15 protein-coding genes and 1 riboswitch are annotated in these 21,208 nt (G+C 69.2%); of the genes, 6 read left to right on the plus strand and 9 right to left on the minus strand.

Going from position 1 to position 21,208, the window contains the following annotated elements:
* The first annotated feature begins 10 nt into the window (after nt 1–10).
* Nucleotides 11–445: a DUF6491 family protein gene (locus ACIPQB_RS01940; protein WP_446483506.1), complete on the plus strand. Its 435-nt coding sequence runs from the start codon at nt 11–13 to the stop codon at nt 443–445.
* Nucleotides 446–550: 105 nt separating this feature from the next.
* Nucleotides 551–949 (plus strand): YidB family protein, encoded by a 399-nt coding sequence (locus ACIPQB_RS01945; RefSeq protein WP_446483507.1) that lies wholly within the window; start codon nt 551–553, stop codon nt 947–949.
* Between the two features lie 8 nt (nt 950–957).
* Here ACIPQB_RS01945 and ACIPQB_RS01950 read toward each other — a convergent pair whose 3' ends face one another.
* The 3 genes from ACIPQB_RS01950 to ACIPQB_RS01960 all read right to left on the minus strand — a co-directional run bounded on the left by ACIPQB_RS01950 (nt 958) and on the right by ACIPQB_RS01960 (nt 3,739).
* On the minus strand, nt 958–1,617 hold the full coding sequence (locus tag ACIPQB_RS01950; RefSeq protein ID WP_446483508.1) for a CAP domain-containing protein: 660 nt from the start codon (nt 1,615–1,617) through the stop codon (nt 958–960).
* 134 nt (nt 1,618–1,751) lie between these two features.
* Nucleotides 1,752–2,621 carry a 2-dehydropantoate 2-reductase gene (locus ACIPQB_RS01955; RefSeq protein ID WP_446483509.1) on the minus strand — a complete coding sequence of 290 codons (870 nt, stop codon included), beginning with the start codon at nt 2,619–2,621 and terminating at the stop codon, nt 1,752–1,754.
* Between the two features lie 77 nt (nt 2,622–2,698).
* Nucleotides 2,699–3,739: a ribonucleotide-diphosphate reductase subunit beta gene (locus tag ACIPQB_RS01960; protein ID WP_446483510.1), complete on the minus strand. Its 1,041-nt coding sequence runs from the start codon at nt 3,737–3,739 to the stop codon at nt 2,699–2,701.
* Between the two features lie 132 nt (nt 3,740–3,871).
* Here ACIPQB_RS01960 and ACIPQB_RS01965 point away from each other — a divergent pair, with 132 nt between their 5' ends.
* A complete protein-coding gene (locus ACIPQB_RS01965) occupies nt 3,872–4,543 on the plus strand; it encodes a glutathione S-transferase family protein (RefSeq protein ID WP_446483511.1) in 672 nt (223 codons plus the stop codon).
* Between the two features lie 276 nt (nt 4,544–4,819).
* Nucleotides 4,820–6,706 carry a glycoside hydrolase family 97 catalytic domain-containing protein gene (locus ACIPQB_RS01970; protein ID WP_446483512.1) on the plus strand — a complete coding sequence of 629 codons (1,887 nt, stop codon included), beginning with the start codon at nt 4,820–4,822 and terminating at the stop codon, nt 6,704–6,706.
* 262 nt (nt 6,707–6,968) lie between these two features.
* On the opposite strand, the gene ACIPQB_RS01975 is transcribed toward ACIPQB_RS01970, so the two are convergent.
* The 3 genes from ACIPQB_RS01975 to ACIPQB_RS01985 all read right to left on the minus strand — a co-directional run bounded on the left by ACIPQB_RS01975 (nt 6,969) and on the right by ACIPQB_RS01985 (nt 10,187).
* Complete coding sequence (locus ACIPQB_RS01975; RefSeq protein WP_446483513.1) at nt 6,969–7,475, minus strand: hypothetical protein; 507 nt, start codon at nt 7,473–7,475, stop codon at nt 6,969–6,971.
* A gap of 89 nt (nt 7,476–7,564) precedes the next feature.
* A complete protein-coding gene (locus ACIPQB_RS01980; RefSeq protein ID WP_446483514.1) occupies nt 7,565–9,106 on the minus strand; it encodes an alpha-N-arabinofuranosidase in 1,542 nt (513 codons plus the stop codon).
* 55 nt (nt 9,107–9,161) lie between these two features.
* Complete coding sequence (locus tag ACIPQB_RS01985) at nt 9,162–10,187, minus strand: glycoside hydrolase family 43 protein (RefSeq protein ID WP_446483515.1); 1,026 nt, start codon at nt 10,185–10,187, stop codon at nt 9,162–9,164.
* A 951-nt stretch (nt 10,188–11,138) separates the two neighbouring features.
* Nucleotides 11,139–11,219, plus strand: a riboswitch (ZMP/ZTP riboswitch).
* A 32-nt stretch (nt 11,220–11,251) separates the two neighbouring features.
* Between ACIPQB_RS01985 and purH the strand changes: the two genes are divergently transcribed.
* Together purH and ACIPQB_RS01995 are read left to right on the plus strand one after the other, a co-directional pair.
* Nucleotides 11,252–12,844: a bifunctional phosphoribosylaminoimidazolecarboxamide formyltransferase/IMP cyclohydrolase gene (gene purH / locus ACIPQB_RS01990; protein WP_446483516.1), complete on the plus strand. Its 1,593-nt coding sequence runs from the start codon at nt 11,252–11,254 to the stop codon at nt 12,842–12,844.
* A gap of 15 nt (nt 12,845–12,859) precedes the next feature.
* Nucleotides 12,860–13,624: a dienelactone hydrolase family protein gene (locus tag ACIPQB_RS01995; protein ID WP_446483517.1), complete on the plus strand. Its 765-nt coding sequence runs from the start codon at nt 12,860–12,862 to the stop codon at nt 13,622–13,624.
* On the opposite strand, the gene ACIPQB_RS02000 is transcribed toward ACIPQB_RS01995, so the two are convergent.
* From ACIPQB_RS02000 to ACIPQB_RS02010, 3 genes are all read right to left on the minus strand, one after another.
* Nucleotides 13,621–14,838, minus strand: a complete 1,218-nt coding sequence (locus ACIPQB_RS02000) for a DUF418 domain-containing protein (protein ID WP_446483518.1) — start codon at nt 14,836–14,838, stop codon at nt 13,621–13,623. The genes ACIPQB_RS01995 and ACIPQB_RS02000 overlap by 4 nt on opposite strands.
* 68 nt (nt 14,839–14,906) lie before the next feature.
* Nucleotides 14,907–16,232, minus strand: a complete 1,326-nt coding sequence (locus tag ACIPQB_RS02005; RefSeq protein ID WP_446483519.1) for an MFS transporter — start codon at nt 16,230–16,232, stop codon at nt 14,907–14,909.
* A 48-nt stretch (nt 16,233–16,280) separates the two neighbouring features.
* A complete protein-coding gene (locus ACIPQB_RS02010) occupies nt 16,281–21,128 on the minus strand; it encodes an NAD-glutamate dehydrogenase (protein WP_446483520.1) in 4,848 nt (1,615 codons plus the stop codon).
* Nucleotides 21,129–21,208 lie beyond the last annotated feature (80 nt).

Consider the following 21,208-nt stretch of genomic DNA (forward strand, 5'->3'; position numbering starts at 1 on the left):
AGCAACCGCCATGAACGCCAAATCCGTGATCCGGGCCGGCCTGCTGGGCGCCGCGCTTCTGGCCGCTCCCGCCCTGGCCCAGGCCTCCGTTTCGGCCCCTCTGGCCGCCGCGGCCGACGGCGCCGCCGCTCCCCGTCCCGCCCGCTCGTGCTTCTCGCTGTCGGACTGGCAGGGCTGGAGCGCGCCCGACAAGAACACCCTGTACATGAAGGTCCGCAACCGCGACGTCTATCGGGTCGACCTGTCGCACGGCACCAATCTGATGACCTCGCCCGGGGTGCATCTGGTGTCGATCGTGCGCGGCACCGACCAGATCTGCACGCCGATCGACCTCGACCTGCGGGTGTCCGACGGCTTCGGCTTCGCCATGCCGATCATGGCCAAGAGCATCACCCGGCTGACTCCCGAAGAGATCGCCGCCATCCCCAAGCGCGACCGGCCGTAGGCTTGAGGGCCCCGCCGCGGGTCCTCATCGTCCCGACATGAACCGCTGCTAAGGCTTCATTTCTGGCGTCCGCGCGGCGGGCGTCGACCGATCGGAGGGGTTCATATGGGTCTGCTGGACAGTCTGATGGGCGCCGTCGGCGGCCACGAGGGCGGCGCCGACTTGGCCGGCCTGGTGGAGAACCTCGCCGGCCAGGGCGCCACCGCCGGCGTCAGCGGCCTGGTCGAGGCCTTCGAGAAGGGCGGCCTGGGCGCGGTGGCCCAGTCCTGGGTTTCGCACGGCGCCAACCTGCCGATCTCGGCCGAACAGATCCAGGCCGTGCTCGGCTCCGGGGCCGTCGGCCAGTTCGCCGAGAAGCTGGGCGTCGATCCGCAGGTCGGCGCAGCCAAGCTGGCCGAGCTGCTGCCGGGCCTGGTCGATCGCCTGACGCCGGGCGGCCAGCTGCCGACCGAAGGCCTGGGCGGCGCGGTCGGCGACCTGCTGGGCGGCTTCCTCAAGAAATAGCGATCGATTCAGCGCGCCGACGCTCTCTGCCGCACGCTGATGCCATTGGCGAAGTCGATGACGCACATCGCCCGATAGACCCGGTGCTCGCCGCAGCCGACTCCGGCATAGCGGAAGCCGGGATTGAAGATATTGCGCCGGTGGCCGCGGGTGGCGACGCCGTCGTCGATGATCAGCTGGCGAACCACGGCGGCGGGGCTGTCCTTGCCGTAGGAGATGTCCTCGGCGACGCCGCCCTGCCACAGGCCCTGGCGCTGGATCCGCTGGCCGAAACTGGAACCGTCCGCGCCGGCGTGGCCGACCGTTCCGCGCCGGCCCTGGTCGCGAACATGGCTCAGGGCCGCCTGGTCGAGCATCCGGCTGGCGCCCAGCGGCTCCAGCGGCGCCTGGCGTTCGAGGAAGGCGATCGCCTCGTCGACCGCCGCCGATCCCTCGTGGGTCATCACCCCGGTCGGATCGCCGTCCTCGTGGACCACCTGGCCTTCGAACAGGTCGCGATAGTCGCGCAGCTCCCGCGCATAGGCGTCCGGCTGGGTGCGGGCGAAGTTCAGCTCGTCGAGGACGGCCGCCTCGAAATTCTCCGACGCCGCCAGGGCGGGAGCCAGGGACAGGGCCGTCCAGGCCAGGACGCCGACCGTCAGGCCGGCCAGCCGCTTGAGATGCTGCATGAGGGAGTCTTCACCACGCTACGCTAACCCGCCCCGTCCCGGGACCGGATATGGCGCAGCCGGCCCGGCCGGGTCAATGCGTCGAAACGCGCGCCCTGGCGCATCCGCTCGCGCGGGACGGTTGGCGGGCGGGCTCAGGCCGCCGCCGCCTCCAGCAGCGCCACGATCATGGCGTTGACCGGCGTGGCGATCCCGTGCGCCGCGCCGCGGCGGATGATCACCCCGTTGCGGGCGTCCAGTTCCATCGGCCGGCCGGCGGCGCGGTCGGCATGTAGCGAGTTGATCGAGTCGCCCGGTCCGGCGCGATAGCCGGCCACCACCGCCTCGGCCAGGTCGTCGGGCAGGTCCGCCCCCTCCGCCCGGCCGACCGCGACGCACTCGCCAACCAGGGCGCGCATGATCGCGGCGATCGGCTCGCGCCGGGCCACGCCCGAGGGCTTCAGGGTCAGGGCGCTGACCGCCCCGGCGCAGTTGAGGGCCAGCTTGCGCCACGCCGCGGTCTTGAGGTCGGCCGTGGTCGAGACGGCGATCGGCGCGCCGGCGAACAGCGCGACGAAGGCCTCGCCCGCCGGCCCCTGCGGAACCAGGATCGAGCCGTCGCGGCGCTGGCGGATACGGCCCGGGACGGCGCGCTCGGCCGGGATGTCGACCACCGCCGGGGTGATCCGGGTCGGATCGAGATAGGGGGTGAAGCGCTCGACATGCTCGACGCCGTTCTGCAGCACCGCCACCCGCGTCGCCGGTCCGACCAGGCGGGCCAGCCAGGCGCCGGTCGCGGCGGCGTCATAGGTCTTGGTGGCGATCAGCGCCCAGTCGACGGGTGTCGCTTGGTCCGGCGCGGTCAGCACCCGCGGCGCGGCGCTCAGCGGACCGCCGGGGGTCTCGACCTCCAGCCGGTCGAAGGCCGTGCGGGCGCAGACCACGACCTCATGCGCCGGGTTTTGCGCCAGCCAGGCGGCGACCGTGCCGCCCACCGCCCCGGGACCGATCACCGCCAGCCGCATCCGCCGTCTCCGCATCCAGGCAAAGGAACGCCGCCCCCTTGCGAGGGCGGCGGCATGTTATCCCCGATCCCCTGCTCTTATTCGGCCGGCAGGGTGTTCTCCGAGCGCTTCTGGAGCATGGTGTCGAAGCTCGACCACACGCCGTCCGCGCCGTGCCATTGGCCCTTGGTGGCGGCCTTGGAATATTCCGTCGCCCGGGCCTCGAAGAAGTTGGCGTGCTCGACGCCGCTGAGCAGCGACTGCAGCCAGGGCAGCGGGTTTTCCTTCACCCCGTACACCTCCGGCAGGTGCAGCTGGCGCAGGCGCCAATCGGCGATGAAGCGGATGTATTTCTTGATGTCGTCCGGGGTCATGCCCTGGATCTCGCCGGCCTCGAATGCCAGGTCGATGAAGGCGTCCTCCATCGTCACCACGGTCTTGCAGCAGTCGACGATGTCCTCGGCCACCGCCTTGGTCACGCACTTGGTCTCGGCGTTGAACGCATGGTAGAGCTTGATGATGCCTTCGCAGTGCAGGCTCTCGTCGCGGATCGACCACGAGACGATCTGGCCCATGCCCTTCATCTTGTTGAAGCGCGGGAAGTTCATCAGCATCGCGAAGCTGGCGAACAGCTGCAGGCCCTCGGTGAAGCCGCCGAACATGGCCAGGGTGCGGGCGATGTCGGCGTTGGTCTCGACGCCGAACTTCTGCATGAAGTCATGCTTGTCGCGCATGGCCTGGTATTCCATGAACGCGCCGAACTCGCTCTCCGGCATGCCGATGGTTTCCAGCAGCAGGGCGTAGGCCGCGATATGGATGGTCTCCATATTGGCGAACGACGACAGCATCATCTTCACTTCGGTCGGTTTGAACACCCGGCCGTAGCGCTCCATGTAGTTGTCGGCGACCTCGATGTCGCTCTGGGTGAAGAAGCGGAAAATCTGCGTCAGCAGGTTCCGTTCCTTGTCGTTGAGCTTGACGGCCCAGTCCTTGAGGTCCTCGCCCAGCGGCACCTCTTCGGGCATCCAGTGGACCTGCTGCTGCTTCTTCCAGAACTCGTGGGCCCACGGATAGCGGAACGGCTTGTAAGCGCCGGAGGGGGTCAGCAGGCCGGGCGTGGTGATCAGCTTGGCGGACATCGAGGAACCCTTGGGCGAGAATCGGCGGGCGAACTAGGATAACGTACTTTAGCATTTAGCCAGACGCACGGACCTTGTGTCCACTAGATGTAGTGTGGCGATGCGTCACATCCACAACATAGAGGCTTGCCTGTGGAAAAGCCATTTACCCTGTTCGGCGCCGTCGGTTCGGGCAGCGTGCCGGTGGAAGCGGCCATGACCCTGATCGGCCTGCCCTACCAGGTCGTCGAGGCGCCGACCTGGGAAGGCCCGGCCCAGCAGGCCAAGGTCGCCGGCGTCAATCCGCTGCGGCAGATCCCGGCCCTGGTCACCCCGGATGGCGAGACGATCACCGAGAGCGCCGCCATCCTGATCTGGCTGGCCGATCGCTATCCGCAGGCGGGCCTGGCCCCGGCGCCGGATTCGCCGCTGCGCGCCCAGTACCTGCGCTGGATGGTGTTCGTGCCGGCGGCGATCTACTCCCTGTTCTGGGTGCGCGACGATCCCTCCCGCCTCGGCGGGCCCGACCTCGACGCCCAGGCGCGGATCAAGGCGGCCACCGCCGATCGCATCGCCGACTGCTGGGGGATGATGGAAAGCCAGCTCACGCCCGGCCGCTACCTGCTCGGCGACGACCTGACCGTGCTCGACCTCTATGTCGCCGTGGTCAGCCGCTGGGGACCCCGCCGGCGGCGGTTCTACGAGGTCGCGCCGAAGATGAGCCAGGTCGTCCGCCGCGTCGATGCCGACCCGCGGCTGACGGCTTTCTGGGCCGAGCGGTTCCCGTTCTTCGACGGCTGGGAGAGCCAGGGGGCGGCGGGGTAGCGAGGGGACGCGCTCATGTCTCCGATGCGGAGAGCGGCGCCGCGGTAATCCTTGCCAATATTTCCGCAAGTGAATAGGATTTTATATATGCAATTTCCTCGCGGTGACGGCGCTCTCGTCACCCGGCCCGGCAGCGTCTCAGTTTGAATTTGCCGGCGCCCGACGAGCCCGGCTTCGCCAGGACCTGAGCATCCGCAGGGTCGACCGGCCAAGGAACGACCAGAAGATCATCACCGCACGGGCGCAAGCCCGATGACGGAAAGGGAGGAAAAATCGATGAAGGCAGCCATGCCCTGGACCCGCTACGTCGGCGACACGCTCATCGTTGCGATCACGCGGGGCTTCTTGCAGCTGCTGCGCCTCCTGGCCGCCGCGGTCGTGCTGGCCGTCGCCGCGCCCTGCGCCGCCAAGCCGATCACGATTTCGAGTCCGAGCGGCAAGGTGGCCGCCACGATCTCCGACGCCGGCGGCGTGGTCAGCTACACGGTCTGGCTCGACGGCGCCCAGGTCCTGGCCCCGTCGACCGTCAGTGTTCGGAGCGACGGCGTGATCCTCGGCCGGGACGCCCAGTTCGGCAAGGCCCGCACGCGGACGGTGAATGAGACCTACGCCTTCGCCGGCGGCAAGGCCAAGGCCGTGAACCGGGCCCGGTTCGCGACCATACCGCTCGACACCAACGGCTATCATTATAGCCTCGACGTCCATGTCGCCGACGACGGCGTGGGCGTGCGGCTGCGCCTGCCCGCCAAGGCCGGGCGCAAGGTTGAGGCCGATCTCTCGACCTGGCGCCTGCCCGGCGATCCGGCGGTGTGGGCCTCGCCCTATGATCCCGGCTATGAGCAGCCCTACAAGGCCGCGACGCTGAGCGCGCTCGGCGCGGAGGCCTATGGCCTGCCCCTCACGGCGAAGGTCGGCGGCGCCTATGTCACGCTCAGCGAGGCGGCGCTGGTCGACTATGGCGACCTGGCGATCAAGCGCCAGGACGGCAACCGGCTCGCCGGCTTCCTGCCCCTGGACCCGAAGGGCTGGGAGACCGGGGCCGAGGTCGTCCAGCCCTGGCGGGTCACCATCGTGGCGCGCGACCTCACGGGCCTGGTCAACACGACGCTGGTGCAGAATCTCAATCCGCCGCCGACGCCGGCCCTGGCCAAGGCCGATTGGATCGCGCCCGGACGATCAGCCTGGCAGTGGATGGCGGTCGGCGCGCCGAAATATGACGACCAGCAGCAGTGGGTCGATCGCACCCATGCGCTCGGTTTCGAATACTATCTCGTCGACGACGGCTGGGCGGCCTGGAAGGACCCGTGGCCGTCGCTGACCTCGGTCGCCGCCTACGCCCGGTCGAAGGGCGTCAAGATCTGGCTCTGGGTGCATAGCCGGGACGTCGTGGACCCGCAGGCGCGCCAGGCCTATTTCCGCCGCGCGGCGGAAAGCGGCATCGTCGGCGTCAAGGTGGACTTCCCCGAAGGGGCCAATCATCAGTGGTCGAACTGGTACCGCGACGTTCTGCGCGATGCGGCCGCCGAGCACCTGCTCGTCGATTTCCATGGGGCGGTGAAGCCGACCGGCATGGAGCGGACCTGGCCGAACGAACTCACCCGCGAAGCGGTCCGCGGCCACGAATACCACATCACCCGCTATCACCGCCGGCTCGAGGCCGACCACGACGTCACCCTGCCGTTCACCCGCTATGTGATCGGGCATGGCGACTACACGCCGATGGTCTTCGACCCCAAGGAGCTGCAGGGCGACAGCTGGGCGCACGAGCTGGCGCAGGCCGTCGTCTTCACCTCGCCGTTCCTGTGTTTCGGCGGCGATCCGGCCGACTACCTCGACAACCCGGCGCGGGACGTGATCTCGGCCCTGCCCGCCACCTGGGACGAAACCCTGGTGTTGCCGGGCAGCGAACCGGGCAAGATCGCCGCCTTCGCGCGCCGGCGTGGCGACGCCTGGTTCATCGGCGTGCTGAACGGCGCCGATCCGGCCTCGCTCCAGATCGACCTCAGCTTCCTGGGCCGGGGATCGTGGAAGATGACGCGGCTCGCCGACCGGCCCGACAAGCCCGACGCCTTCGACCGCCGCGAGGAAGCGGTGAACGCCGCCTCGTCCTTGCCGGTGCGCCTGTCCGGTCGCGGCGGCTTCGTGGCCTGGATCAGGCGATGACCTCGGCCGCTGACGCAGCCTGGGCTCGCCGGCGGATGGCGTCGATCAGCGCACGGAGCGCCGGGGCCATCCGCCGCTGGGCCGGATAACAGTTGTCAGGAAGGCGGGCCCAACAGGCGCGCACAGCGCCGGACCTGCGCAAGGATCTCGTCGAACAGCCTTATCCACCCGACCGGTAGCAAGACCGGCGAACCCGGCCCGCCGGTCTTGCCCCGACTATTCCAGGCCGAGCACCGTCACCGACCATGGCCGACTGAAAACTCTAGTTGCCGCCCTTATCGACGACCGAAACGGGTCCGAGATCGATGGTTTGCTTCCCCGAATTCAGGAGAAGCGCGACCTGCGTGGCGCCGGCCGGATAATTGTCCGTAGCCACGAAATCGAGCGTTTGCTGGGACCAGTCGGCCCCGATATCGATGGAATTTTCGCCGACGCGAGCCGCGCCCGCCCGTGTTTCGACGCGGAAGACGACCTTTGCGGGCACGTCGGATTTCACCCAGACGCTCGCTACGACATGGTCGCCTTTGGCGATTGCGCCGTCGATCGGGCGGATCGCGCCAACTTCCCAGATGCCGCCCGTCCCGGGCGCCGGCGCCTCCACCGCCTTGCCGCCCTCGACCTTGGCGTCGTTGATGGCCTGGTGCGGTCCCGCACTGTAAATGTTCCAATCCGTCGTCGCGGCAAGAATCGGCTTGCCGGCGGTCTGTGCAAAGGCGGTCGATGCGAGCATTAGACCGCTGACGGCCAGAAGCGCTGCTTGAATCTTCATTTGTCTCTCCCTGTTTAATCTTAATTTTTGTTGTTGGTTAGGATGGAAAGGTGTCGGCCGGCGGACCTGGCCCGCCGGCTTTGCCCGGACTATTCCAGGCCGAGCACCGTCACCGACGCCGGCGCCACGGTGACGGTCAGCTTGCCGGCCGCAATCTTGGCCGACAGCGCCTTGGGGGCGACGGTGTTGGGGGCGTCGAAGGTGTTGATGCTGTTGACCTTCGGCGCCGAAAGAGTCTGGCCCGAAGCCTTGGTGGCTTTCACGCCGGCCAGCGAAACGCTGAAGGTCGCAGGCGACTTCGCGTCGATATTGGTGACGGCGATCCAGACCTTGCCGGCCTTGTCCCTGGCCGCGACGGCGTCGACGCGCGGCAGGGTGATCCCGTTCGTCGTATAGGTTCCGGCGTCGAAGGTCAGCGGGACGAAGGTCGCGTCCTGGAACGGCACGTACATGTGGAAGACGTGATAGGTCGGCGTCAGGACCATCTTGTCGTCCTTGGTCAGGATCATGGCCTGCAAGACGTTGATCATCTGGGCGATATTGGCCATGCGGACGCGGTCGGCATGGCGCGCGAAGACGTTGATGCTGAGCGCGGCCAGCACGGCGTCGCGCTGGGTGTTCTGCTGCGCCAGGGCGCCCGGGCTCGATCCCGGCGTCGGCGCCAGCCACGCGCCCCATTCGTCGACCGCCAGGGCGACCTTCTTTTCGGGATCGTACTTGTCCATGATCGCCGACTGCGTCTTGATCAGGTCGTCCATGGCCGTCGGGTCTTTCAGCAGGACGGCATAGTCCTTTTCGTCAAAGCCGGTGTCCGCCATATGCGGCGGCCAGCCGCCCGTCGCATAGAAATGCAGTGACAGAGCGTCGATATCCCAGGACCAGGAACGGCCCTTCCACGCCTTCATGACTTCTTCGGTATAGTCTTCGGCGCTGCCGCTCGGGCCGACGGCCACGCGCTTCATCGTCGGCTGGGCCGGATTATAGCTGTGCAGGAAGTGCGAAAAGCGCTTCATTTCGTTGACATAGAAGCCCGCCGACATTGCGCCGCCGCAGTCCCAGGATTCGTTGCCGAGGCCGAGGATCGCGACCTTGTACGGCTCTGGATGACCGTTTTTGGCGCGCTCGGCGCCCAGGGCGCTGTCGGTCGACGCCGTCATGTACTCGAGCCATTCGGACGCATCCTGCGCGGTGCTCGAGCCGAGATTGACCGAGATATAGGCCTCGGTTCCGATCTGCTGGGCGAAGTCCATGAATTCGTCGGTGCCGAAGGTGTTGGGCTCGCCCGCTCCGGCCGGCCTGCGCTCAGGGCCGATTCCGCGGCGCCAGTTGTACTGGTCGGCGAAGCAGCCGCCCGGCCAGCGGACGTTGGGGACCTTGAGCGCCTTCAAGGCCCCCACGACGTCGTTGCGGATGCCGCGGGTGTTGGGGATCGCGGACTCCTTGCCCACCCAGATGCCGCCATAGATGCCGCTGCCCAGGTGCTCGGCGAACTGGCCGAAGACATGGCGGTCGATCACGGCGCCGGGCTTGGACGCATCGAGCGTCACCTGAATCGGGACGTCGGCGGCATGGGCCGCGACAGGCAGGATCAGGGCGGTGGCGATCGCCGCCGCGGAGGTCAGAAGGCGCATTGAGAGTTTCCCCTGTGGATTATCGCGCCGTTGTCTGGCGCGGTAATTTGTCTGATTAATGGGCCGGCGGAGGCGGCACGGACACGCCGGCCTCGGTCTGGACGACGGGCTTCATCGTGCCATCCGGGTTGTATTGCAGATATTCGACGGTCACGGCGCGGCGGCCGACGGCGCCGCCCTGGTCCCCGACCGTAAGCGTCGCATTGTGCAGGAAGATGTAGCTGCGGCCCTTGAACTGCGCGATGCCGGGATGAATGGTGAAGCTGTTCTTGGCCGATCCCGTCAGTTCGCCGCGATAGGTCCATGGACCGTCCAGCGAAGTCGCGGTGGCGTAGGACACGTGTTCGGCGCTCTGGGTTTTGCGGTCGAGCGACGCATAGGTGAGGTAATAGAGGCCGCCGCGCTTGTGCAGCCAGGGACCTTCCTCGTAATGCGGCGGGGTGATCTTGCGGATCGGACCGTCGAGCTCCGTCATATTGGCCTTGAGCTTGGCGATGTAGCAGTCGCGATTGCCCCAGGCGATCCAGGTCACGCCGTCATGGTCGGTGAAGACGGTGGGGTCGATGTCCTCCCAGCTGTGGGTGCCTTCCGGCGTCATCTGGTTGGTGATCAGGGCCGATCCGCGCGCATCGGTGAAGGGACCGGTCGGACTGTCGGAAACGGCGACGCCGATGGCCATGCCCGGATGACTGTCGTCATGCGAGACGGCGGCGTAGAAATAGAACTTGCCGTTCTTCTCGATGGCCTGCGACGCCCAGGCGTCCCGCGTGGCCCACTTGAAATCCGTGGCCTTCATGATCGGGGCATGCGGCGTCCAGGTCTTCATGTCCTTCGTCGAAAAGACCAGCCATTCGCGCATGTCGAACATCGCGTCGCCCTGGGCCTGGTCATGACCGGTGTACAGATACAGCGTGTCGCCGACGACCAGCGGGGCGGGATCGGCGGTGAACCGGTCGCGGATGATCGGGTTGCCCCGGTTGACGATCACCGGCTCGGGACCGGCCGACCAGACGAGCGACGGCGCGCCGCACGAAACGAGCGCGACCGAGCAGGCGAGCGCCAGAGACAGATTTCGTTTCACCCAGTTTCCCCCGGTCGCTGTTTTGTGTGCGCGACATTACTCAGACAATTTGGATACGTAAAGTGATTGTTACCGCTACCGTCGTGGATGACCGAAATCCCCTTCTCTCCTTGCGGTGAAGGCAGGCTTGCGGCGCGATGCCGGACGAGGAACCGCACCGCCTCCGCCCCCGACCACCCCCGCGAAGGCGGGGGCCCAAGCGGCCTGGGCCGCTGTGATGGGGTGCGAAATCCCGGACTCGGCTTGGGTCCCCGCCTGCGCGGAGATGATCGGATGAGGGAGGGCGCGGGCATGAGAAACGCCTGCGCTTTCCTTCTCCCCTTGCGGGAGAAGGAAAATGGCGCGTTTGCGGGGATCGAGACAGCTCGATCCCCGCCGCTGACGCCAAGAACCCCAGCAACTTCAACGCCCTGAAAAATAACCACCGTCACCGACGCGCCAGTCCTAAAACCTCCTGCACAATCACGGCTGTCTCCGTCGCGGAGGAGGGCGCTTGGTACCGACCCGAAGCGGCGATGGAGATGGAACCGAGCGGGGCCGCCTGGGCCTGGCGATCGGATCGCGGCGGGCGGCGGGGCTCAGAAGGCTCCAAGGCCCTTCGCGGACGGTGGCGGGACAGGCGGGTCGACGGGGCCGGGAGGTTCAAACCGGCCTGTTCCAGGATCTGTCGGAGTCGCTGACGGCCCCTTCCGGGCGACTTTGATCCTGCCCGTCCGAGGGGGAACGTCGATCGGGATGAAACAGGCCCTCAGTCGCCGTCCCTCGAGAAAAACGGTTTCGCGGAGCGGTCTGTCCACGCCGAAACGCACACACACTACCCACGGTCTCCGGGCCTGGCCCGGCCGCTCCGCACCTCCTCACCCACTCGCCGCGAAAGCCCGAGGTCGAAAAGCCGTGTCTTGCCAAGATCCCCTCCTGCATTGACTCCCCGGCCCGCCCCCGTATTTTCCGCCGCGTTCGCGTGACTGGCGCTAGTGATGGGCAACCATCGGGGAGCGGGAACAGAGATCGCCGCGCGCCTGGGCTCCGCAACCGTCTTCATCAAGACCTTACAGGAGTCCGCCGTGCCCGCCGCCCCCGACTATCCCGCCGCCCCCGATCGCGTCGCCCCCAAGCGGGCCCTGCTGTCGGTCTCCGACAAGACCGGCCTGGTCGAGGCCGCCCAGGTCCTGCACGCCGCCGGCGTCGAGCTGGTCTCGACCGGCGGCACCAAGGCGGCGATCGCCGCGGCCGGGATCCCGGTCAAGGACGTCTCGGACCTGACGGGCTTTCCCGAAATGATGGACGGCCGGGTCAAGACCCTGCACCCGGTGGTGCATGGCGGCCTGCTGGGCGTGCGCGACGCCCCCGAGCACGCCCAGGCCATGGCCGAGCACGGCATCGGCGGCATCGATATCCTCTATGTGAACCTCTATCTGTTCGAGGCCACCGCAGCCAAGGGCGGGACCTATGCCGAGTGCGTCGAGAACATCGACATCGGCGGCCCGGCCATGATCCGCTCGGCGGCCAAGAACCACGGCTATGTCGCCGTCTGCACCGACCCGTCCGACCTGACCGAAGTGCTGGAGGCGTTGAAGGCCGACGGGGCGACGTCGCTAACCCTGCGCCAGACCCTGGCGGCCCGCGCCTATGCCCGCACCGCGGCCTATGACGCGGCGATCTCGGCCTGGTTCGCCGGGCAGCTGGGCCAGGACTTCCCGCCCCGCAAGGCCATCGCCGGGAGCTTGCGCCAGACCATGCGCTATGGCGAGAACCCGCACCAGAAGGCGGCCTTCTACACCTTCCCCAACCCGCGTCCGGGCGTGGCCACGGCTGCCCAGCTGCAGGGCAAGGAACTCAGCTACAACAACATCAACGACACCGACGCGGCCTTCGAGCTGATCGCCGAGTTCGACCCGGCGGCCGGGCCGGCCGTGGCGATCATCAAGCACGCCAACCCGTGCGGCGTGGCGGTCGGCGCCAGCCAGCGCCAGGCCTATGAGCGGGCCCTGGCCTGCGACCCGACCAGCGCCTTCGGCGGCATCGTCGCCGTCAACAGCCGCCTGACCCGCGACGCCGCCCTGGCCATGGTCGAGATCTTCACCGAGGTGGTCATCGCCCCGGAGGCCGACGACGACGCCGTGGCGGTGTTCGCCGGCAAGAAGAACCTGCGCCTGCTGGTCACCGGCGGCCTGCCCGATCCTCTTTCGACCGGCGACACGTTCAAGAGCGTGGCCGGCGGCTTCCTGGTGCAGTCCCGCGACGACGCGCGCATCACCGCCTCGGACCTGAAGATCGTCACCCAACGTCAGCCTACGGACGAAGAGGTGCGCGACATGCTGTTCGCCTTCACGGTCGGCAAGCACGTCAAGTCCAACGCCATCGTCTACGCCCGCGACGGCCAGACCCTGGGCGTCGGGGCCGGCCAGATGAACCGCAAGGACAGCGCCCGGATCGCGGCCCTGCGCGCCGCCGACTTCGGCCTCGACCTGCAGGGATGCGCCTGCGCCTCGGAAGCCTTCTTCCCGTTCGCCGACGGCCTGATCCAGGCGGCCGAGGCCGGGGCGACTGCGATCATCCAGCCGGGCGGCTCGATGCGCGACGGCGAAGTGATCGAAGCCGCCGACCGGCTGGGCCTGACCATGGCCTTCACCGGCGTGCGGGTGTTCCGCCACTAGGCCCGGGGAGGACCGATGCCGCGCGCCGCCATGCCTGCCGCGGAATGGGGCGCCCAGCTCGCCGCGGCCTCGAAGGTGTTCAAGCCTTCGGGCCCCGGCCCGTTCCCGGTGGCGCTGATCCTGCACGGCTGCGGCGGCAAGACCCCGTTCCTGGAGGCCTATGCCCAGGTCGCGGTGGCGGCCGGCCATGCGGCGGTCGTGGTCGATTCCTTCGCCCCGCGGGGCATGTCGACCCTGCAGGCCAAGCTGCTGGTCTGCACCGGCGCCACCCTGCGGGGCCTGACGCGGTCGGGCGACATCTTCGCCATGCTGGCCTGGCTGGAGACCCAGGCCTGGGCCGATCCCGGGCAGGTGTTCCTGGCCGGCTGGAGCCATGGGGCCTGGTCGATCATGGACGGCTATGCGATCGGCGACGACGCGGCCCGCGCCACCGGCCTGGCCGACGCCGATCCGGCGATGCTGCGGGCCCGGGTCCGGGGCGCGCTGCTGGTCTATCCCTATGCCGGCTATCCGTCGCTGACGGTCCGCCGGGGCTGGGGCGTCCAGGGCCCAAAGATCTATTCGGTGCTCGGCGGCAGGGATCAGGTGGTCGGCTGGAAGCCGGCCCGCCAGGCGTTCGACCGGCTGCGGGCCGACGGCCTGGCGGTCGACACCGTGTTCCACGCCGACGCCACCCACGCCTTCGACGACGACCGCGCCAACGATCCCCGCGCCCGCTACCGACCCGACCTGTTCGCCCAGACGCAGGACTATTTCGCCGCGGCGCTTCGGGCCTGCTAGGCGGCGACCGGAACCGCCTTGGGTTCGCGCCGCAGCGGCATCGGCCCGCGATAGGCCAGCCGCCACAGCCATTCCAGCGGCCCCATGGTGAACCGCGCCATCCACCAGCGCGACCACAGGATCTGGGCGGTCCAGATGACGACCACGATCAGCGCCAGCACCGGCCGGTCGACCTTGCCGAACAGCCCCGGCCCGCGGCCGCCGTAGAAGATCGCGGTCATCAGGATCGACTGGGTCAGATAGTTGCTGAACGCCATCTGGCCGACCGGAGCCAGGACTGCCGGGATCGCCTTCCAGATCCGCGACCGCGCCGCCAGGGCCAGCAGGCCCAGATAGCCGAGGCTGACGGCCGGGGCGGTGGCGCTCTGGATCCAGCGCGACAGCATCCGCAGGCCGCGCGGATGGTCGGGGGTCACCGCGTACAGCACCACGGCGAACCCCGCGACCGCCAGGGTCCCGAGCCCCACGGCCGCCAGCGCCCGATAGGCGTTGGCCGAGGCCTGGCCGCCCAGCACGCCCAGCTTGTGCAGCCCCATGCCGATCAGCATCAGGGCCAGGACCAGCAGCGGCCAGCTCGGCGGCAGCTCGGTCCAGACCCGCAGCATGAAGGCGCCGTTGTCGTGGGCGTTCTGGGCCAGGGACTGGGCGAAGGTTCCGGCGTATTGGGCGACGTCGTGGGCGTTCTGGGCCGGGGCGGGCGGGACCCGCAGCTGCCGCGCGGCGGCGCCCGCGGCCGCCGCCTGCAAGATCTGCCAGCCGCTCCAGGCCGACAGGGCCAGGTGCAGGCCGATCCCCGCCTTCAGCAGCCGTCCGGCCGGCCACGACCGGGCCCACATCGCCACCAGTCCGACCAGCGCATAATAGGTCAGCACGTCGCCCTGCCAGATCAGGAAGCCGTGGATCAGGCCGATGACCAACAGGCTGACCAGCCGGCGGACCAGGATCGTCGTGCGGTCGCGGTCGCCGCCCTCCCCGCCGACCAGCAGGATCGAGGCCCCGAACAGCATGCCGAACAGCGTGTAGAACTTCTGCTGAAAGAACACCTGGGTGACCAGCCAGACCGCCACCGAGGCCGGCTTCTGGCCCAGCGGCCACAGGGTCAGGCTCATAGCCACGTTCTCGATCACCGCCGCCAGCGGGATGTTGCACAGCAGGATGCCCAGGATCGCCAGCCCCCGAAGGGAGTCCAGCAGAACGATACGGTCCTTGGTCATCGCGCGCCCCCAGCTCGAAAGGAGCCGATCCTGGACCGGCCTGGGGCCGAAGACAACCTGCGGTGTCTTCAGGTGGACGCCGCGTCCGGTCCCTGGCGCGGGACCCGGGCCAGGACCGCGGCCCCGGCGATCATGAACAGGGCCGAGACGGCCACGGCGATGCGCTGGTCGCCGACCAGCCGGGTGCCGACGGCGATGACCAGCGGGGCCATGAAGGCGGTGGCCTTGCCCGACAGGGCGTACAGCCCGAACCACCGCCCGCTCTCGCCGGCCGGGGCCAGCTGCGCCATCCAGGCCCGCAAGCTGGCCTGGGCCGGGCCGAAGGTCAGGCCCACGAACAGGGAGAAGCCGAGGAACACCCGCTCGGGCAGGCTGGCGAACAGGGCGCCGCCGGGAACCGGCGCGGCGACCGGCAGCACGAAAAACAGGCTGTCGCGGCCCACGCAGCCGACCCCGAACGCCCCGAACAGCACCACCGCCGCGGCGATCAGCACCGTGGCCTTCGAGCCCAGCCTCTGGTCGACCCGGCCGCCGATGAAGGTGCCGATCCCGGCGGCGACCGACAGGGCGATGGCGTACAGGCCCAGCTGGGTCGTGGTCCAGCCGAACAGGCCGGCGGCCAGCACGCCGCCGAAGGCGATGAAGCTGGAAATGCCGTCGCCGATCAGCATCCGGCCTATGAGAAAGCGCAGCATCCACGGCCGCTGCGGCAGCGAGCGGATCGTCGACCACAGCTCGGCCAGCGGCTTCCTGGCTCCGGTCTGCGGCGGCCGGGGCGCGGTCAGGAACAGCGGCCAGGAAAACAGCAGGAACCAGACCGCGACCAGCGGCCCGACGATGCGGTCGGGCTCGTGAAGCGCCTTCGACAGGCCCAGCAGCGGAACCTTGGGCAACGAGAAGCACAGCAGCACGATGAACAGCGAGATCAGCGCCCCGACATAGGCCAGGGCCCAGGCCGAGCCCGACAGCCGTCCCACCTGGCCGGGCTTGGCGACCAGCGGCAGCAGGGCGTTCATCACCGCGGCGCTCAGCTCGGCGGCGACGCCGGCGACGACCAGGCAAGCCAGGATCGGCAGCACCCGGTCGTGGGCGCCGGGAACGGCCAGCCACAGGCCGGCGCTGGCGACGACGAACGGAACCGCCAGGCCGACCAGCCAGGCCCGCGGATTGCGCCGGGCGTCGACCGAGGCCCCGACCAGCGGACTGAACACGGCAATCAGCAGGCCCGAGACCGCGCCCGCGTAGCCCAGCAGGCTCTGGCCCCGCGCCGCATCGCCGACGAAGCCGGCGGCGAAATAGGGCGTGAAGATGAAGGTGGCGATCAGCGCCCAATAGGGCTGCTGGGCCCATTCATACAGCGCCCACGCGGCCCGCCGCCGATCACCCTGGTCCATGCTCGCCCCCGGTCAGAGCGTCGCTTATACGCGAACCTTGGCCCAACTCTAGGCGGCGCCCGCCAGGCCCCGCAGCGCCGCGTTGGCGATGGTCAGCTTGGCGAAGGTCCAGCCGCCGCCGGCCTGCTCGATGTCCTCGACCGTCCGCTTGGCGGCGCGGACGGTTTCGGCGCGAAGGGCGCCCCAGGAGCTGACCGCCGCCTTGGCCGAGGCCTCGTCGTCGCCAGCCTGGGCGTTGGCCGCGAACTTCAGCACCGCTTGGGTGATCGCCGTCTGCTCGCCGAGCATGTCCTCGATCAGCCGGCGCACGGCCAGCCGCTCGAAGGGATCGCCGCCGACGAACGCGCCGGCCGCGCCGCGCAGCCGGTCGAAACCGAACGCCGCCCCGACCTGGTGATAGAGGCGGGCCACGTTCTCGACCGACCAGCTGGAGGCGTTGCCCAAGTCGACCAGGTCGGCCGCCGTGGTCATCGGCTGCAGGGCCGCCACCGCCTGGGCCAGGGCCTCGGGCGCGCCGTCGGCGACATAGGCCTTGGCCCGCTTGGCCGAGGCCTTCTGCTCGAACGACGAGAGGATCGTCGTCCCCAGGGCCGACAGCGCCTTGACCGACGGCCCGTAGGCCTCGACCAACTGGCCGACGGTCGACTTGTCCTTGAACGCCCGGCGGGCCAGCCAGAAGGTCAGGCTGCGCAGGGCGTAGGCCAGGGCCTTGTACAGCGCCAGCTGGCCGCCGGCCGAGGCCTTGCCGTCCAGGGCCGAGACCTGGTCCCACAGGGCGTCGATCCCCAGGATCTCGCGCGCGGCGGCGAAGGCGACGACCAGGGCCGTGGTGTCGCAGGCCGCCGCGGCCCGCAACCGGCTCGGGAAGGTCGGGCCGCACATGTTGACCATCTGGTTGTCGAGCACCGTGGCGATGATCTCGCGCTTCAGGCGGTGCTGCTGCATGGCGTCGCCGTACCGGCCCAGCGCCGGCGGGAAATAGCCCTCCAGCGTCGCCTCGAACCGGGGGTCGTCCGGCGCGTGGGAAGCGACGATGTCGTCGAACAGGTCGATCTTGCCATAGGCCAGCAGCACGGCCAGCTCCGGACGGGTCAGGCCCTTGCCGGCCTGGGCGCGCTCGGCCAGGGCGGCGGCCTCGGGCAGGCCCTCGACCCGGCGGTCCAGCCGGCCCTTGGCCTCCAGCTCGGCCATGAAGCGGGCGTGGGAATCGACCTCCGACACCGCGTCGCTCTCCATCAGCGACAGGGCCAGGGTCTGGTCGTAATTGTCGGCCAGCACATGGCTGGCGACATCGTCGGTCATGGTCGGCAGCAGGGCGTTGCGCTGGTCGCGGGTCATCGCCCCGCCGCGCTCCAGGATCCCGGTCAGGATCTTGATATTGACCTCGTGGTCGGAGCTGTCGACGCCGGCCGAGTTGTCGATGGCGTCGGTGTTCAGGCGACCGCCAGCTTGCGCGAACTCGATCCGGCCGGCCTGGGTCAGGCCCAGGTTCGCCCCCTCGCCCACCACCTTGACCCGCAGGTCGGCGCCGTTGACGCGGATGGCGTCATTGGCCTTGTCGCCGGCTTCGGCCTGGCTCTCGCTTCGCGCCTTCACATAGGTACCGATGCCGCCCAGATAGAGCAGCTCGGCCTTCGATTTCAGGATGGCGGTCAGCAGTTCGGCCGGCGACACCGACTCGGCCTTGATCTCGAACAGGGCCCGGACCTCGGGCGACAGAGGGATCTGCTTCAGCGACCGGGCGAACACCCCGCCGCCCTTCGAGATCAGGCTCTTGTCGTAATCGTCCCAGGACGAGCGCGGCAGCCTGAACATCCGCTCCCGCTCGGTCCAGGAGGCGGCCGGATCTGGATCGGGGTCGAGGAAGATGTGGCGATGGTCGAAGGCGGCCAGCAGCCGCGTCTGCTTGGACAGCAGCATACCGTTGCCGAACACGTCGCCGCTCATGTCGCCGACCCCGACGACGGTGAAGGGTTGGGTCTGGATGTCCTTGCCCAGTTCGCGGAAGTGGCGCTTGACCGCCTCCCAGGCGCCGCGGGCGGTGATGCCCATGACCTTGTGGTCGTAGCCGACCGAGCCGCCCGAGGCGAAGGCGTCGCCCAGCCAGAAGCCGTAGGCCTCGGCCACGCCGTTGGCGATGTCGGAGAAGGTGGCCGTGCCCTTGTCGGCGGCGACGACCAAGTAGGGGTCCTCGCCGTCATGGACAACCACCCCGGCCGGCGGCACGACCCTGTTGTCGGGGTCGATGTTGTCGGTGAGGTCTAGCAGGCCCGACAGGAAAGTCTTGTAGGCGCGGATCGCCTCGGCCTGGATGGCGTCGCGATCGCCGCCGCGCGGCAGATTCTTCGGGAAGAAGCCGCCCTTGGAGCCGACGGGCACGATTACTGCGTTCTTGACCTGCTGGGCCTTGACCAGGCCCAGGACCTCGGTGCGGAAGTCGTCGCGGCGGTCGCTCCAGCGCAGGCCGCCGCGGGCGACCGGGCCGAAGCGCAGGTGCACGCCCTCCACATGCGGGGCCGAGACATAGATCTCGCGATAGGGCTTGGGAGCCGGCAGGTCCTCCAGCTCCCGAGAGGCGATCTTGTAGCTGATATAGGGCTTGGGCTCGCCGTCCGGACCGGTCTGGAAGAAGTTGGTCCGCTGGGTCGCCCCGACCAGGGCGGCGATGCGGCGCAGGACGCGGTCGGCGTCGAGGCTCTCGACCGCCTGCAGGGCCTCGGTGATCTTGGCCTCGACCGCCTCGGCCTGCTCGCGACGGGCCGCCAGGTCGGCGCGCACGGCCGGGTCGAACTTGATGCGGAACAGGTCGAGGATCAGGCGGGTGACGCCGGGATGGTCGCTCAGCGCCTGTTCCTGCACCGCTTGGCTGGGATCCAGGCCGGTCTGCTGGCGATAGCGGGCCAGGGCCCGGACCAGGGCGGCCTCGCGCCAGCCGACTCCCAGTTCCAGCACCAGGCGGTTGAAGCCGTCGCTCTCGGCCCGGCCTGTCCAGATGGCGACGAAGGCGGCCTCGAACGCCGCCTTGACGTCGGTGAACGACAGGTGCTCGCCGCGCTCGTCGCGCAGCATGAACTCGTGCACCCAGACCTTGGCGTGGGTTCCGTCGGCCGGCGACAGCTTGAAGCCGTCCTCGATCAGGGCCTTCAGGCCCATATGCTCGAGGATCGGCAGCACGTCGGCCAGAGGCGCGGCGGCGCCCGGGCGATACAGCTTGAAGCGGAAGGTCAGCTTGTCGTCGTCGGAACGGCGGAAGGCGCGCACCCGCACGGCCTCGTCGGGCGCCAGCTCGTCGATGACGGCGATGTCGGCCAGGGCCTCGGCGGCGTCGTACTGGTCGCGGTAGCCGGGTGGGAAGGCCGACTGGTAGCGGGTCAGGGTGGCGGCGACCCGGCCGGGGGCGCCGCCGTCGCGCACGGCGGCCTCGAAGCGGTCCTCCCAGGTGCGGGCGGTCTCGGCGATGGCCGCTTCCAGCCTGGCCAGGTCGGGGTCGCCATGCCGGCCCGGCGTCACCCCCAACACATAGTGCACCCGCGCCAGGGGCGCGTCGGAGAAGCTGGGATAGTAGGCGCTGACCCGGCCCTCGAAAGCCTCGGCGAGGATCCGGCCGGCCCGTTCGCGAACGCCGGAATCGTAGCGCTCGCGCGGTACGAACATCAGCGCCGAGATGAAGCGGTCGAACGGGTCGCGGCGGGCGAACAGCCGCACCCGCGGCCGGTCATAGAGATGCAGCACCCCCAGCGCCATGGCCAGCAGCTCGTCCTCGGGCGTCTGGAACAGCTCGTCGCGCGGCCAGGTCTCCAGGATGTTGCGCAGGCGCTTGCCGTTGTGGCTGTCGGGATCCTTGCCGGCCTCGGTCAGCACGTGCTCGACCTTGCGACGGATCACCGGCACCTCGTGGGCCGGGGTCTCGTAGGCCTCGGCGGTGAACAGGCCGACGAACCGCACCTCGCCCGAGGGCTTGCCGTCGTCGCCGTAGCGACGCACCCCGACATAATCCATGTAGCCGCGGCGATGGACTCTGGAGCGCAGGTTCGACTTGGCCACCACCAGGGGCGCGCCCAGCAGCAGGTGGTCGCGGACCTGGGGCGACAGGATCGCCGGCTCGCTCTCGCGGCGCAGCACGGTGCGGGTCTGGTCGCGCAGCACGCCCAGGCTGCCCTCGGGCTGGTAGAGCGGCTCCTCGGCGGCGTAGCCGCCGTCGGCGGTGCGGGGATATTCGTAGACCCGGGCCCCGAGGAAGACGAAATGGTCGCCTTCCAGCCAGTCGAGGAAGGCCAGGCCCTCGGCGCGGTCGGCCGGCGGGATCGCCACCGGCGAGTCGCGCAGGGCGTCGATCGTGCGGCGCATCAGGGCCTTCATGGCGTCGAAGTCGTCGACCGCCAGGTGGACGTCGGCCAGGGCCTCGCGCACCGCGGCGATCAGCGCGGCCTCGCGGTCCTCGCCCACCGGGGCCAGATAGACCTGGATCATCGAGCGGCGGCCGCCGGGGGTTTCGACCACCGGGTGGAACATGGCGCGGACCGAAAAGCCCTGTTCGGCGATCGCGCCCATGATGCTGTCGACCAGGAACGGGCGGTCGGGCTGGACGATCTCCAGCAGGTCGCTCTTCAGGTCGGTTCCATCGGCGCGGCGAGCGCGGCGGACGCGAAGCGAGACCGGCTCATCGTTGGAGCTCGGCGCGGCCTGGCCGAAGCGCCAGAAGTCGACCAGGGCGTGGGCGAGGTCGGCGGGATCGAAGCCGGGAAGCTCCTCAGCCGACCAGTCCTCCTGGACCTGGGCGACGAACCGGGCGAGCGGCCCGGCCAGCGACTCCGTCCCCAGGGCTCCTGCGAAAGCCGCCGTCAGGCCTCCGGACGGAGCGACGGGCGCCTTGGGGTCAAGTTTTTCGCCGATCATCGGGGTTCCTCGCGATTTTTGGCGACAACCTAGCCCTTCCAGGCTGGCTTTCAACCGCAACCTGGAGAATGGAACAAGAT

Source organism: Caulobacter sp. LARHSG274, from assembly GCF_052871235.1.

Excerpts from the sequence above, each read along its gene's own strand:
- ACIPQB_RS01945 (WP_446483507.1), top strand. The coding sequence starts at position 551 with ATGGGTCTGCTGGACAGTCTGATGGGCGCCGTCGGCGGCCACGAGGGC.
- ACIPQB_RS01995 (WP_446483517.1), top strand. The coding sequence starts at position 12,860 with ATGCCGCGCGCCGCCATGCCTGCCGCGGAATGGGGCGCCCAGCTCGCC.
- ACIPQB_RS01940 (WP_446483506.1), top strand. The coding sequence starts at position 11 with ATGAACGCCAAATCCGTGATCCGGGCCGGCCTGCTGGGCGCCGCGCTT.
- ACIPQB_RS01955 (WP_446483509.1), bottom strand. The coding sequence starts at position 2,621 with ATGCGGCTGGCGGTGATCGGTCCCGGGGCGGTGGGCGGCACGGTCGCC.
- ACIPQB_RS01975 (WP_446483513.1), bottom strand. The coding sequence starts at position 7,475 with ATGAAGATTCAAGCAGCGCTTCTGGCCGTCAGCGGTCTAATGCTCGCA.
- ACIPQB_RS02005 (WP_446483519.1), bottom strand. The coding sequence starts at position 16,232 with ATGGACCAGGGTGATCGGCGGCGGGCCGCGTGGGCGCTGTATGAATGG.
- ACIPQB_RS01960 (WP_446483510.1), bottom strand. The coding sequence starts at position 3,739 with ATGTCCGCCAAGCTGATCACCACGCCCGGCCTGCTGACCCCCTCCGGC.
- ACIPQB_RS02000 (WP_446483518.1), bottom strand. The coding sequence starts at position 14,838 with ATGACCAAGGACCGTATCGTTCTGCTGGACTCCCTTCGGGGGCTGGCG.
- ACIPQB_RS01950 (WP_446483508.1), bottom strand. The coding sequence starts at position 1,617 with ATGCAGCATCTCAAGCGGCTGGCCGGCCTGACGGTCGGCGTCCTGGCC.
- ACIPQB_RS01980 (WP_446483514.1), bottom strand. The coding sequence starts at position 9,106 with ATGCGCCTTCTGACCTCCGCGGCGGCGATCGCCACCGCCCTGATCCTG.
- ACIPQB_RS01970 (WP_446483512.1), top strand. The coding sequence starts at position 4,820 with ATGAAGGCAGCCATGCCCTGGACCCGCTACGTCGGCGACACGCTCATC.
- ACIPQB_RS02010 (WP_446483520.1), bottom strand. The coding sequence starts at position 21,128 with ATGATCGGCGAAAAACTTGACCCCAAGGCGCCCGTCGCTCCGTCCGGA.